12 protein-coding genes are annotated in these 13,162 nt (G+C 60.3%); 7 read left to right on the forward strand and 5 right to left on the reverse strand.

Annotated features, from left to right (window positions below):
* Positions 1-124 precede the first annotated feature (124 nt).
* The gene (locus ACTG2U_RS08925; protein WP_439974371.1) at positions 125-1,576 is read left to right on the forward strand and encodes an aminoacyl-histidine dipeptidase; all 1,452 of its coding nucleotides are present in this window, start codon (positions 125-127) and stop codon (positions 1,574-1,576) included.
* Positions 1,577-1,657: 81 nt separating this feature from the next.
* On the opposite strand, the gene djlA is transcribed toward ACTG2U_RS08925, so the two are convergent.
* Genes djlA through ACTG2U_RS08940 form a run of 3 tightly spaced genes read right to left on the reverse strand, consistent with a single transcriptional unit; the run spans position 1,658 to position 4,186 of the window.
* Positions 1,658-2,491: a co-chaperone DjlA gene (gene djlA, locus ACTG2U_RS08930; RefSeq protein WP_005358354.1), complete on the reverse strand. Its 834-nt coding sequence runs from the start codon at positions 2,489-2,491 to the stop codon at positions 1,658-1,660.
* 19 nt (positions 2,492-2,510) lie between these two features.
* Positions 2,511-3,179, reverse strand: coding sequence for an N-acetylmuramate alpha-1-phosphate uridylyltransferase MurU (gene murU, locus ACTG2U_RS08935; RefSeq protein WP_368215865.1), 669 nt, complete (start codon positions 3,177-3,179; stop codon positions 2,511-2,513).
* Positions 3,176-4,186, reverse strand: coding sequence for an aminoglycoside phosphotransferase family protein (locus ACTG2U_RS08940; protein ID WP_439974372.1), 1,011 nt, complete (start codon positions 4,184-4,186; stop codon positions 3,176-3,178). Before ACTG2U_RS08940 ends, murU begins: the two co-directional genes overlap by 4 nt.
* A 174-nt stretch (positions 4,187-4,360) precedes the next feature.
* Here ACTG2U_RS08940 and lptD point away from each other — a divergent pair, with 174 nt between their 5' ends.
* Genes lptD through ACTG2U_RS08970 form a run of 6 tightly spaced genes read left to right on the forward strand, consistent with a single transcriptional unit; the run spans position 4,361 to position 11,122 of the window.
* A complete protein-coding gene (gene lptD / locus ACTG2U_RS08945) occupies positions 4,361-6,805 on the forward strand; it encodes an LPS assembly protein LptD (RefSeq protein WP_439974373.1) in 2,445 nt (814 codons plus the stop codon).
* 26 nt (positions 6,806-6,831) lie between these two features.
* Positions 6,832-8,130 (forward strand): peptidylprolyl isomerase SurA, encoded by a 1,299-nt coding sequence (surA, locus tag ACTG2U_RS08950; protein WP_005349338.1) that lies wholly within the window; start codon positions 6,832-6,834, stop codon positions 8,128-8,130.
* Positions 8,130-9,125: a 4-hydroxythreonine-4-phosphate dehydrogenase PdxA gene (pdxA, locus tag ACTG2U_RS08955; protein WP_439974374.1), complete on the forward strand. Its 996-nt coding sequence runs from the start codon at positions 8,130-8,132 to the stop codon at positions 9,123-9,125. Before surA ends, pdxA begins: the two co-directional genes overlap by 1 nt.
* Positions 9,115-9,927 (forward strand): 16S rRNA (adenine(1518)-N(6)/adenine(1519)-N(6))-dimethyltransferase RsmA, encoded by an 813-nt coding sequence (rsmA, locus tag ACTG2U_RS08960; protein ID WP_005339016.1) that lies wholly within the window; start codon positions 9,115-9,117, stop codon positions 9,925-9,927. Before pdxA ends, rsmA begins: the two co-directional genes overlap by 11 nt.
* 4 nt (positions 9,928-9,931) lie before the next feature.
* Positions 9,932-10,294, forward strand: a complete 363-nt coding sequence (apaG, locus tag ACTG2U_RS08965; RefSeq protein ID WP_040065073.1) for a Co2+/Mg2+ efflux protein ApaG — start codon at positions 9,932-9,934, stop codon at positions 10,292-10,294.
* A 6-nt stretch (positions 10,295-10,300) separates the two neighbouring features.
* Positions 10,301-11,122 carry a symmetrical bis(5'-nucleosyl)-tetraphosphatase gene (locus tag ACTG2U_RS08970; RefSeq protein WP_069555848.1) on the forward strand — a complete coding sequence of 274 codons (822 nt, stop codon included), beginning with the start codon at positions 10,301-10,303 and terminating at the stop codon, positions 11,120-11,122.
* A 125-nt stretch (positions 11,123-11,247) separates the two neighbouring features.
* Here ACTG2U_RS08970 and ACTG2U_RS08975 read toward each other — a convergent pair whose 3' ends face one another.
* Positions 11,248-11,748 (reverse strand): 2TM domain-containing protein, encoded by a 501-nt coding sequence (locus ACTG2U_RS08975; protein ID WP_005349317.1) that lies wholly within the window; start codon positions 11,746-11,748, stop codon positions 11,248-11,250.
* A gap of 172 nt (positions 11,749-11,920) precedes the next feature.
* Positions 11,921-12,910 carry a luciferase-like monooxygenase gene (locus ACTG2U_RS08980; protein ID WP_439974375.1) on the reverse strand — a complete coding sequence of 330 codons (990 nt, stop codon included), beginning with the start codon at positions 12,908-12,910 and terminating at the stop codon, positions 11,921-11,923.
* Positions 12,911-13,162: the final 252 nt, after the last annotated feature.

Raw genomic sequence — 13,162 nt, forward strand, 5'->3', positions numbered from 1 at the left:
CACAAGCTGCCTGCGATTTGCGCTGATTGCTCACATTTTTGTGTGATTGACTGTATTATCGTTATCCTCTTCCCCGGCCCGCTGATGGGGCCCTGTTAATTCCGTGCTGGTAAGGAGTCCCGACGTGGCACAGCTTAGCTCTCTCTCTCCCAAACTGATTTGGCATTTCTTCGAACAGATCTGCTCCATCCCCCACCCTTCCAAACATGAAGCCAAACTGAGCGCCTGGATCATCCAATGGGCTCAAGGGGAAGGTCTGGCGGTCAAGCAGGACAAGGTCGGCAACATCATCATCAAGAAACCGGCCACCCCGGGGATGGAAAACCGCAAAGCCGTGGTACTGCAGGCCCACATCGACATGGTGCCGCAGGCCAACGCCGACACCAAACACGACTTCGCGACCGATCCCATCGATGCCTATGTTGATGGCGAGTGGGTCACGGCCCGTGGCACCACCCTGGGTGCCGACAACGGCATCGGTATGGCCGGTTGCTTGGCTGTGCTGGCTGACAAGACCATCAAGCACGGTCCGCTGGAAGTGCTGCTGACCACAGACGAAGAGACCGGCATGACCGGCGCATTCGGTCTGGAAGCGGGCTGGCTGGAGGGCGAAATTTTGCTCAACACCGACTCCGAAGAGGATGGCGAGGTCTATATGGGCTGCGCTGGCGGTGTGGATGCCAATATCCGCTTCCCGCTCGAGCTGGTTGACGCTGCTGAAGGTGAAGCGTTCGAACTGGCCGTAAAAGGGCTGCGCGGCGGTCACTCCGGTTGCGATATCCATCGCGGTCGTGGCAACGCCAACAAGCTGCTGGTTCGCCTGCTCAAAGCAGCAGAGCCGCTGAGTGTTCGTCTGGCCGAGATCCACGGCGGCACTCTGCGCAACGCCATCCCGCGCGAAGCCCGTGCCACCCTGCTGGTGCCTTCTGCCAGCGTGAACGAGTTCAAGGCGCTGGTTGACCGCTACACCGGGATCTACCAGACCGAACTGGCCGCTACCGAGCCGAACCTGACCCTGCTGGTCAACAGCGCTGCCAAACCGGCCAAGCTGATGAGCGTCTCCCTGCAGCAGCGCCTGCTGGATGCCCTGATGGCCTGCCCGAACGGCGTGATGCGCATGAGCGATGCCATGCCCGGCGTGACCGAAACCTCGACCAACCTGGGGGTCATCAAGACTCAGGATGGCGAAGTGTACGTCCAGTGCCTGATCCGCTCCCTGATCGACTCCGGCCGCGAGAGCATCGAGCAGATGACCCGTTCCCTGTTCACCCTGGCAGGCGCCAGCTGCGAATTCACCGGTGCCTACCCGGGTTGGGCGCCGAACGTGGACTCCCCCGTCATGGCGCTGGTACGCAACAGCTACCAGACCCTGTTTGGCACCATGCCCAACGTCATGGTGATCCACGCCGGTCTCGAGTGCGGTCTGTTCAAGAGCGCCTATCCGGAGTGGGACATGGTCTCCTTTGGCCCGACCATCCGCGGTGCCCACTCCCCTGACGAGAAGGTACATATCCCGGCAGTCGAGCGTTTCTGGCAACTGCTGGTGCACGTGCTGGAAGCGATTCCGGCCAAATAACCCGGCCTGCGCGATACGGCAAAACAAAGCCCCGCACTGCTGCGGGGCTTTTTGTTGTCTGTTCCAACCTGACGTTGGCGCTTACCGGATGCCGCGAGCCTCGCGGATCCACTCCCAGGCTTGCTGGATCTCCTGGGTCTTCTCCTTGGCCATCTCCATCATCTCCGGCGGCAGCCCTTTGGCGGCCAGCTTGTCCGGGTGATGCTTGCTCATCTCCTTGCGGTAGGCGCGCTTGATATCCTGATCGCTGTCGCTCTCGCTCACTCCCAGCAACTGGTAGGCATTCTTGAGGCGATCCGCAGAGGGTGCCGCCTGCCGATACTGCTGACCACCGGAATGGCCCCCCTGATACTGCCCATGGGCCTGATTGAAGAAGTTCATCTGCGCTTCGGCCATCGCAAGAATGCGGGCCAACTCAATGCGGCTGAAACCCAGCTCGTCGGCAATGGTATGCAGAATGGCGCGTTCGCCCTCCTCCACCCGCCCGTCGGCAAAGGCCGCCTGCAACTGCACTTCGAGGAAGAAGCGCAGAATATCGCGCTGCCCCAGACTGGCACGGCGGAACTCGGCCAGGGTCTCGCGCAGCGGGAAGTCGGCCTCTTTACCGAGACGAAACGACTCCTGAGCCCGGGCACGCTGTTCACCCGCCAGCCGCATCCGATCCATCAGGTTGGAGGCAACCCGGATCTCCTGCTCGGTCACCTGACCGCTGGACTTGGCGATATGGCCCATCACCGAGAAGGTGGCGTGGAAGAAGACGGCTTGCTGCTCCTGACTCGGGCCGCGACGAAACGCCCCCTGCAACCCCATGCCACGGTCGAAACGGTGGCCGATCCAGAGGCCAATCAGGGCGCCGATGATATTGCCGAGCAGAAAACCGAAGAAGGCGCCCAGCACCTTACCCCAAATACGCATGGTTCAAGACCTCTTGAAGTTAATGAGTGCGGGCCTGGAGCTGGTCATCCAGCTCGCGCAGTCGATCGACCGTGCCGATATCGCGCCACTCGCCAGCAAGCAGGCTGCCGCCCACCCGCCCTTGCGCCATCCAGTCACGCAGCAGGGGCGCCAGCTTGCGGGCGCCGCCCGCGAGACCGGCAAAGGCCGCCGGATCATATAGTCCGACCCCGCTGAAGGTAAACGCTGGCGTATCCATGACTCGCCCTTCTTGCAGGGCAAAGTCCCCGCTCGGGTGCTGGGGCGGATTGGGCACCAGCCAAAGGTGGGCCAGATCATCGCCAAGGGGCTGGCTGACCAGAGTGTGATAGTCGAGATCGAGCCAGGTATCGCCGTTGATGACCAGAAAAGGGTCTGCCCCCAGTAGTGGCAGCGCCTGCACTATGCCGCCTGCGGTCTCCAGCGCGCTCTCCTCGGCTGACCAGTGGATGGTCACGCCAAGCGCACTGCCATCACCAAGGCTCTCGACCAACTTGTGGCCAAGCCAGGCGTGGTTGATGACCAACTCGGTCACGCCAGCGGCTTTGAGTTTTTCGATGTGATGAACGATGAGCGGCTTGCCCCCCACCGCCAGCAGCGGCTTGGGCAGCAGGTCAGTCAGCGGGCGCATCCGCTCGCCACGGCCAGCGGCCAGGATCATCGCCTTCATGATTTAACTCCAGCATTGGCGATCCCCGGCAACACCACCTGCTCCAGCCACTGACCAAAACGGGCCAGTACCGGATAGGCGCAACCGTGAGTGCGACAGACATCCACCACGTAGCCGAGGGTGCGGGGAATATCCTTGAGATAGCCGGACTTGCCGTCGCGATGATAGAGCCGGGTAAAGATTCCGGCAGCTTTGAGGTGGCGCTGCATGCCAGTTAGGTCGGCATCACGACGGAAACTGGCATAATCGAGCTCGCCAAGCAGACCCGCCTGTTGCAGGGTGGCAAAGCCGTGGCGCATCCCTTCATCGATCACCTCGTCCGGCCAGCGTACGTAGCAATCTTTGAGCAGGGAGACCAGATCATAGGTGAGCGGCCCGATGACCATATCCTGAAAATCGATGATGGCGAGTTCGCTGCTATCAGGAGTGTCTCCGCCACACACCATCAGGTTGCGACTGTGGAAATCTCTATGCATCACCCCCTGCGGCTGGGCCAGATTGCAGGCGGTGAGGCAGGCGAAGGTCTCGTCCAGCAGTTGCTGCTCTTCATGGCTCAGAGTCAGTTGCAGATGATGGCCAAGCAGCCACTCAGGGAAAATGCTGTTCTCCCGCGCCATAAAAGCCGCATCGAAGGGTTCAAGCGCCAGTTCAACCGCCCCCAGGCGGGGCAGCAAATCAATCGCCTTGCCATACCAGGCCAGCACATTGTGTTCGTTCAAGCAGCTGATCAGCTGGGTATCGCCCAGATCACTGACCGCCAGCAGCCCCTGTTCGTAGTCCACAGCCTTGACCTCTGGCGCCAACAGCTGACGCGCCTGCAAGGCCGCAGCGTTACGAACAAACTCATGATTTTTTTCGGTTTTCGGATTGGCATCCACCCACACCAGACCACCACCACGAGAGTAACGGCGGAAGCTGGCATCACCGGAAATGAGGGTAAGCGTGAGAGTGGCATCACCGGAAATACGGCGTGCCCACTGCAATAGCAGGGAATCGCGATCTTGCATAAGTAGAGGACCAAGGTGGAAAGCAGCACTTGGCTGTTAGCCCTGGCCGCAATAATGCTTTATCATTGCCGGCTAACATAAAGCAATGACATGCAATGTCAACTCGATGAAACCTGTCGTAAAATGCATGCCTTGGATCAACCGTATCTATCACGGATTGCACGAGTCTTTCACATGACAAAATGGACACTGGGGTACCGCTATCCCATCGCCCTGACTATCAGCCTGGCCCCCGCACTCACCTCTATGATGGTGCAGGCGGCCCCGTTCGAAGCGCCGCCAGCCACCGGCATTCTAGATAGTCTCTGCTATGACTATGTTCCCAAGATAGAGAAGCCTGCATCGGATCAGGATGCCAACGCACAGCCGGTCGAGGTTGATGCAGACCGTCTCGAGGCCAAACAGGGCGGCACCGCCGTCTATGAAGGCGACGTCAAGGTTCGTCAGGGTGTTCGCAAGTTTGACTCCGACTATGCCCAGCTCGACCAGAAGAGCCGGGATGTCATCGCCATCGGCAACATCTATTACAACGACGGTCAGGTGACCGTCACCAGCGACAAGACACTCAAATCCAACCTGGATACCAAGAACTCCGAACTGGAAGAGGGCAAGTATCAGGTGCATGGCTCACCGGTGCGCGGCTTTGCCAAGCGCGTGGTGATGACCAACAACAACCAGAACATCACCATGGAGGGGGCCCAGTACACCACCTGCCCCCCCGGTCAGGAAGTGTGGACCCTCAAGGCGGGCAGCATCGACATCGACCAGAAAGAGGTGTTCGGCGAAGCCTGGAATGCCAGCCTCTGGCTTTACGACTATCCGGTGTTCTACTTCCCCTATATCAACTTCCCCATCAAGGATGAGCGGAAGACCGGTCTGCTCTACCCGGGTTACAAGCAGAGCTCCAGCAACGGCATGGATATCACCCAGCCCTTCTACTGGAACATTGCCCCCAACTATGATGCCACCATCACCTCCCGTTTTATGGACAAACGCGGCCTGATGGAGCAGGTGGAGTTCCGCTACATGCCGGACCCCGCCCACACCGGCACCCTCTATTTTGAAAATCTGGCGGATGACAAGCAGTACAGCCCGAGCAATCCGAGTCTGGCTGGCCTGTCCGATGGCCATCGCTACCTGATGAACGTCCGCCACGGTTCCGCCCTGATGGATGGCAGCCTGCGTTTTGGAATCGACTACACCCAGGTGCGCGACAAGGACTACAACTATTTCAACGACTTCAGCCCGCAAGTGGGCACTCAGGTCGACAGCCAGTTGCAGCAATCCTTTACCGCCGGCTATTACCAGCCCAACTGGAACCTCACCTCCGAGGTGCGCCGCTACCAGATCCTGAGCCCATATGCGCTGCTGCCCCACGAGATGCTGCCGCGTATCGACTACAACTACTATCAGCAAGGCAAGTGGTTCGATCTGGCCTGGAACAGTGAACTAACCAAGTTTGGCTATGACAGTGGCAGTGCCGCCACTCTGCAAGCAGGTGAGCGCTATACCGCCACCCGCCTGCATCTGGCGCCAACCCTGACCGTGCCCCTGGTGGATGCACCGGGTTACTACCTGACCAGTCAGTACAAACTGATGTTTACCTCCTACAACCAGGAGGTACCCGATAATCTGGTTAGCCAGGACCGCAGCCGCTTCACCGATGCAGACAGCAACCTGCTGACCCTGAAAGAGGGCACCATTACCCGTACTCTGCCCTCCTTCCGCCTCAAGGGGGGCGTCAACTTCGATCGGCCGCTCGACTGGTATGATGGCAAGGGCACCCAGACCCTGGAGCCTGAGTTCCAGTATCTCTATATCCCTTATAAAAACCAGGACGAGATCGGGATCTACGACTCCACCACCACCCGTCAGGACTACTACAGCCTGTTCAGTGACCGCCGCTTTGCCGGTCTCGACCGCATCAGCGACGCCAATCGGGTCACCGTTGGCCTGACCAGCCGGGTCTATGACAATGTGGGTGATGAACGGTTGCGTCTGGCGGTGGCCCAGGCCTTCGAAATGACACCACCCAAGGTGCGCCTCTACCCTTCAAATCCGGAAAGCACCAACGCCCGCTCCCTGCTCTCGTTCGAGGGGGATGCCCGGATCACCGATGAGTGGTTTGCCCATGCGGGGACCCAGTACGATACCTCCGAGGGTGAATTTACGGCTGGCAACGGTGCAGTCGAGTACCGAACCGGCAAGCTGACCACTCAGGTCAACTACCGCTACATCAAGGATGGCAACCTGGACTATCGCTATCCGACCAACACGGCACTAGCAGAAGATCTGAGCCAGGCGGGCCTGGTGATGATGGCGCCGATCGCCGATCAGTGGCAGATGTATGGCGGTTACTACCGTGACATCAAGCAGGATGTGAACATTGACCGCAAGATCGGTGTCAAATACGACTCCTGCTGCTGGAGCATCAACATGAGCCTGGAGTGGCACAATCAGCCGGACAACGTAACCCTGAAGCCCACTTCGGAAAAAGTCATTGGTCTGCAGTTTGAAATGAAGGGACTTGGCAGCGTGGGTACCGGTGGCCGCAGCGTCACACTGGATACCGAGCTGTTGCCCTATGTTCGCCCGTTTAATCTGAAAGGCCAGCAATGATGCTGGTCCAGCCTTGAGAGATGGATATGAAAAAGACCCTGATTGCCCTGCTGACCGCGGGAATGTTCGGTGCCATGAGCCAGGCCGCACTGGCTGCGCCCGAGCTGATGGACAAGGTGCTGGCCGTGGTCAACAAGGACGTGGTGCTGTCCAGCCAACAGGACGCACTGGTCAACAAGGTAAAACTCTCCGCTCAGGAGAGCGGCCAGTCCCTGCCTGACGATGCCACCCTGCGCAAACAGGCGCTGGATCGCCTGATCCAGGAGAGCCTGCAGTTGCAACTGGCGGAGCGCCAGGGGCTGAAGATCAGCGACACCCAGCTGGAACAGGCTATTCAGGGCATCGCTGCCGACAACAAGATGACCCTGGATCAGCTGCGGGCCCAGCTCGCCCGTGAAGGGATGACCTATGCCCAATATCGGGAAGAGGTTCGCCGCGAGATCCTGATGAACGAGGTGCGCCGCAACCAGGTGCGCCGCCGTATCAACATCTCCGAGCAGGAGGTGAAGCAGGTGGTGGAGATCCTGAAGAAACAGGGTCAACAGCAGAACGAATACCACGTCGGCCATATCCAGATTGCCCTGCCGGACAACCCCACTGCCGCCCAGCTGGATGCCGCCAAGAGCAAGATCGAGCGCATTCTGGCCGCCCTCAAGCAGGGTGCCGACTTCCGCAAACTGGCCATTGCCGAGAGTAACGGTCCCAAGGCGTTGGAAGGGGGCGACTGGGGCTGGATGAGCCCGCAAGAGATGCCGACCCTGATGGCGGAAGCGGTACAGGGTGCCAAGAAGGGCGACATCGTCGGCCCGCTGCGCTCCGGCGCCGGCCTGCACATCGTCAAGGTGTTCGACACCAAGGGTCAGCAGCAAGTGATGCAGACCGAGGTGAAGGCCCGCCACATCCTGATCAAGCCGTCCATTATCCTGAGCGAAGAGAAAGCCAAGGGGATGCTGGACGGCATTCTGCACGACATCAAGAGCGGCAAGGCAAGCTTCGCCAGCATGGCGGAGAAGTACTCCGAAGATCCGGGCTCTGCGGTGCAAGGTGGCGAACTGGGCTGGTCTGATCCCAACGTCTATGTCCCCGAGTTCCGCGACATGGTCAACCGTCTGCAACCGGGCCAGATCAGTGCCCCGTTCCGTACCAGCCACGGCTGGCACATCGTGCAGGTGGAAGATCGCCGCAGCCAGGATGCGACCGACAAGGCTCAGGAGCAGCGCGCCTACCAGCTGATCTACAACCGTCGCTTCGTGGAAGAGTCCCAGGCGTGGCTGGATGAGCTGCGTGACGAGGCCTACATCCAGATCGAAGGAGCCGGTAGCTGATGAGCTGCCGTCGCCTTGCCGTTACCCCGGGCGAACCGGCCGGGATCGGCCCGGATCTGGTGCTGCAGATTGCCCAGCAGGATTGGCCCCACCAGTTGGTGGTGATCGCCGATCCGGCGCTGCTGCGCGAGCGGGCAATCCTGCTTGGGCTGCCCATCGAGCTTGAGCCCTACGATGCCGCCGCCCCTGCTCATCCGCAGCGGGCGGGCACCCTGACCGTCTGTCCGGTCACCCTCGGCGCCCCCGTGGTGCCGGGCGAGCTGAACGAAGGCAATGGCGCCTATGTGCTGGCGACCCTGCAGCGTGCCTGCGATGGCAACATGAGCGGCGAATTTGCCGCCGTGGTGACCGGGCCGGTGCACAAGGGGATCATCAACCAGGCCGGGGTCTCGTTCAGCGGCCACACCGAGTTCTTTGCCCAGCAATCCAACACCGCCGATGTGGTAATGATGCTGGCAACCGAGGGGCTGCGGGTCGCACTGGCGACCACCCATATTCCGCTGGCCTATGTGGCGATGGCCATCACCGAGGATCGCCTCGGCAAGGTGATCCGGATCCTCAACGAGGATCTCGCCACCAAGTTTGGCATCGCCAAACCCCGTATTTACGTCTGCGGCCTCAACCCCCATGCAGGGGAAGGTGGCCATCTCGGACGTGAAGAGATTGACGTGATCGAACCCGCACTGGCCACGCTGCGCCAGGAAGGGATCGATCTGGTCGGCCCGTTGCCGGCCGACACCCTGTTCCAGGAGAAATACCTCAAGGATGCGGATGCGGTACTCGCCATGTACCACGACCAGGGGCTGCCTGTGCTCAAATACAAGGGCTTCGGCAGTTCGGTCAATATCACCCTGGGGCTTCCCTTCATCCGCACTTCGGTGGATCACGGCACCGCGCTGGATCTGGCAGGCAAGGGCCTGGCCGATCCGGGCAGCCTTGTCACCGCGATTAACCACGCCATCAAGATGGTAGAGAAAAAAAGATATGAGCAGTAAGGTGCACATGGGCCACACGGCCCGTAAGCGTTTCGGTCAGAACTTCTTGCACGACCGGTATGTGATCGATCAGATCGTCGCCGCCATCAACCCGCAGCCGGGTCAGAATCTGGTGGAGATCGGTCCGGGTCTGGCCGCGCTGACCGAGCCGGTCGCCGCCCAGATGGACAAAATGACCGTGGTCGAGCTTGACCGGGACCTGGCAGCTCGCCTGCGCGAGCACCCGACACTCAAAGACAAGCTGACCGTCATCGAAGCGGACGCCATGCGTTTCGACTTCGGCACCCTGATGGGTGAAGGCAAGGGGCCGCTGCGCATCTTCGGCAACCTGCCCTACAACATCTCCACCCCGCTCATCTTCCACCTGTGCGAGTTCGCAGATCGGGTCGAAGACATGCACTTCATGCTGCAAAAGGAAGTGGTGTTGCGTCTGGCCGCTGGCCCGGGCAGCAAGGCTTATGGCCGGCTGAGCGTGATGACCCAGTACTACTGTCAGGTAGTGCCTGTGCTGGAAGTGGGCCCGGGCGCCTTCAAACCGGCGCCGAAAGTGGACTCTGCCGTGGTTCGCCTGATCCCGCACAAGAATCCGACCATAGTCGCAAAAGACATTCGTTGTCTGAATCGCGTCTGTACCGAGGGCTTTGGCCAGCGTCGCAAGACCATCCGCAACAGCTTCTCCAACTTCATCACCGACGCCCAGCTGACCGAGCTTGGTATCGATGGCAACCTGCGCCCGGAGAATCTCTCCCTCGAGCAGTTTGTCATGATCGCCAACTGGCTGGCGGATCAGCAACAGGCCTGATCCTGTGGCACTCCCGCACATCGAGATCCGCCCATACCCCGTGTATGTGGCGGGCTCCAAAGACCCTTACCAGTTTCACTATCTGATCGAGATTGAGAATCTGGGGCCTGGCCCGGTGCAACTGCTGCATCGGCGCTGGCTCATCACCGATGCCAATGGCAAGATGCAGGAAGTGGCAGGCCCGGGCGTGGTCGGGGAACAACCCGTCATTGCCGAAGGTGAGACCTACCGCTACCAGAGCGGCGTGCCGCTGGCGACCCCGCTTGGGGTGATGGAAGGGAGCTATACCCTGCAAGATGGCTCTGGTCAGCAGTTTGAGGCGCCCATCGCCCCCTTCACGCTGGCCATCCCCAATATTATCAACTGAGGTTTCATGGCGAACTGTTTTGTCGGTGACATCCAGGGCTGTTACGACGACTTGCGCCGTCTGCTGGATCTTGCCGCGTTCGATCCCGACCAAGACGTGCTCTGGCTCTGCGGCGATCTGGTCGCCCGCGGCCCGGACTCCCTCAATACCCTGCGTTTTGTCAAAGGGCTGGGCAACCGCGCCGTCACCGTGCTCGGCAACCACGACCTGCACCTGCTGGCTGTCGCAGATGGCGTTGCACCGCTCAAGAAGAAAGACAAGCTGCAAAGCCTGATGGATGCCCCTGATCGGGATGAACTGCTGGAGTGGCTGCGCCACCGCCCGCTACTGGCCGAACATCCGGATCTGCCCATCATGATGGTGCACGCCGGGATCTCCCCCGCATGGGATGTCCGCACCGCGCGCAACTGCGCCCGCGAGGTAGAGAGCCTGCTGCGCGGTGACCAGTACAGCTGGCTGCTGCACAACATGTACGGCGACCAGCCCGATGGCTGGAAAGATGATCTGGTCGGGATCGACCGCTACCGCTACATCATCAACACCTTCACCCGGATGCGCTTCTGCTATTTCGACGGTCGTCTCGACTTCAAATGCAAGAAGGGCCCCAAGGAGTCGACCCCGGGCCTGCGGCCCTGGTTCGAACAGCGCGAACACCACGTGGATGACCCCATTCTGGTGTTCGGCCACTGGGCAGCCCTGATGGGCAACACTGGCAAGAGCGATATCAAGGCACTCGATACCGGCTGTGTCTGGGGCAACAGCCTGACCCTGTGGCGTTATGAAGATGATGCCCTGATCACCACCCCCTGCCCGGTTCACGCCAGCTAGGGGGAGCACTGCAATCAGGCGGTCGCGATCGCTGCCGCACGGATGGCCACAACTCGTTCCAATAACAAAGCCCGGCAGGTTGCCGGGCTTGCTGTTTTAGGTTCCCTGTTTTCCGACGAATGAAGTTACAACTTGCGCCCCAGCCGCTTCTCGATCTGGCGCCGCTCCCACTCGGGGCCAAACAGCTTGAAGGGCTGAAACACCCGAACAGCATGGGAGGCAAGTCCCAGCCCCCAACCCAGGGTTGGCCACCAGGCCCAGATGTACTCCGGATTGCTCAGGTAGTTGATGACAAACAGCCCGCAGATCACCACCACGTAGCTGGCGACATGGTGATAGAAGCCCTTGAGCTCCTCCACATAACGCATTGCCGCCCGCTCCTCTGCCGATACCTGCACCGCATCCGGCCCCATAGTGTCACTTCCTCTCATCTCGCGCTCCTGTTGCTCTGATCCATCCAGTTGAGCCACATCGAGTTCAAAGACGGCAGCCAGGGCCTTGAGAGATTCCAGTCCGGGTTGCTGCCCCTGCTCGATCCGCTGGATAGTGCGGACACTCAAACCAGTCAACGTTGCCAACTGATCCTGGGACCAACCCCGTTGCAATCTCAACTTCCTGACGATCATCTCGAACTCCTTGTGGTAATTGACAGGGCCAGCATAGGGCTTACGCCGCGAAAGGTGACACGACAGATGGCCGACATCAACCTGACAACTCTTTTAAATCAATTAGTTGAATAAACATAAAGAAATATAAGGTCAAGCTCTGGCACACATGCAGATGTGCCCGGATGTGTAATCACAGGCTCTGCATCAGCTCGGCGGCAATTTCAAAGGAGCGCAGTCGGGCCTGATGATCGACGATGGGGCCATTGAACATCAGCTCATCGGCACGGGTTTCCGCCAGCAGCGCCTTGAGGCCGTGACGAACCTGCTCCGGGTCTCCCACCAGAGAGCGGGCAAGGGTCTGCTCCATCGCCATCAGCTCACGGGGCGCCCACTCGTCGCCAAGCTGGACGACCGGCGCGGGCAGCTTGCCCGCATCACCGCGATGAAGGCGCAAGAACTGCTGCTGCACGGTAGTGAACTGGAAGCGTGCCTCCCGCTCGCTGTCGGCGGCGATCATGTTGATGCAGACCACCGCATGGGGCTTGGGCCAGCGAGCAGAGGGGCGATACTGGCTACGATAGATCTCCAGCGCCTGCAGCAACAGGGCGGGCGCGAAATGGGAAGCAAAACCGAATGGCAAGCCCATCGCAGCTGCAAGTTGCGCGCTGTAGAGGCTGGAGCCCAGCAGCCAGATGGGTAGATGCAGCCCCTGGCCGGGAACCGCCTGCACGGCGCCGATCTCGTCGCCAAAGTAGCTCATCAGCTCGCGCACATCGGCCGGAAAATCATCCACCTCGCCACTGCGCATTCGCCGCAGCGCCCGCATGGTGCGCTGATCGGTACCGGGGGCGCGGCCAAGGCCAAGGTCGATGCGCTCGGGATAGAGCGAAGCCAAGGTGCCAAACTGTTCGGCAATCACCAGCGGCGAGTGGTTCGGCAGCATGATGCCACCCGCGCCAATCCGCAGAGTGGTGGTGGCTTCGGCCAGATAGCCGATCAGCACCGAGGTGGCGGCACTGGCAATGCCCGGCATGTTGTGATGTTCGGCCAGCCAGTAGCGCTGGTAACCCCAACCCTCGGCATGGCGGGCAAGATCCCGTGAACGGCGAAACGACTCGGCAGGCACGGAACCTTCGGCAACAGGCACCAGATCGAGCACGGAATAGGGGATGGCAGACATGGGTCACTCCATTGATTTACAGGCCAGTAACAAGTGGGGCAATGTAGCACGGGATACCTGAATGAATCACTATCTCCTGCCACACTCTGCCTGCCAAGCGGCAGCAATCGAACGGAACAAATCTCAGGCAAGTATTGTTTGAACGCTCATCCTGCTGGCCGCACAAGCCCGTGGGTGGATCATATTTTCTTACATTTGCGGGCTGGCCTGAGCACCCCCGGCTGGTTATAACGGTGCCCCTATAGCGAAGGG

The sequence above is a fragment of the Aeromonas sp. 95A genome, from assembly GCF_051919235.1.
Lineage (GTDB): Bacteria > Pseudomonadota > Gammaproteobacteria > Enterobacterales > Aeromonadaceae > Aeromonas > Aeromonas veronii.

Bases quoted from the DNA above. Each gene is read 5' to 3' on its own strand.
- ACTG2U_RS08980 (WP_439974375.1), bottom strand. From the start codon at position 12,910: ATGTCTGCCATCCCCTATTCCGTGCTCGATCTGGTGCCTGTTGCCGAA.
- ACTG2U_RS08940 (WP_439974372.1), bottom strand. From the start codon at position 4,186: ATGCAAGATCGCGATTCCCTGCTATTGCAGTGGGCACGCCGTATTTCC.
- rsmA (WP_005339016.1), top strand. From the start codon at position 9,115: ATGAGCAGTAAGGTGCACATGGGCCACACGGCCCGTAAGCGTTTCGGT.
- pdxA (WP_439974374.1), top strand. From the start codon at position 8,130: ATGAGCTGCCGTCGCCTTGCCGTTACCCCGGGCGAACCGGCCGGGATC.
- ACTG2U_RS08975 (WP_005349317.1), bottom strand. From the start codon at position 11,748: ATGATCGTCAGGAAGTTGAGATTGCAACGGGGTTGGTCCCAGGATCAG.
- lptD (WP_439974373.1), top strand. From the start codon at position 4,361: ATGACAAAATGGACACTGGGGTACCGCTATCCCATCGCCCTGACTATC.
- surA (WP_005349338.1), top strand. From the start codon at position 6,832: ATGAAAAAGACCCTGATTGCCCTGCTGACCGCGGGAATGTTCGGTGCC.
- ACTG2U_RS08970 (WP_069555848.1), top strand. From the start codon at position 10,301: ATGGCGAACTGTTTTGTCGGTGACATCCAGGGCTGTTACGACGACTTG.
- djlA (WP_005358354.1), bottom strand. From the start codon at position 2,491: ATGCGTATTTGGGGTAAGGTGCTGGGCGCCTTCTTCGGTTTTCTGCTC.
- murU (WP_368215865.1), bottom strand. From the start codon at position 3,179: ATGAAGGCGATGATCCTGGCCGCTGGCCGTGGCGAGCGGATGCGCCCG.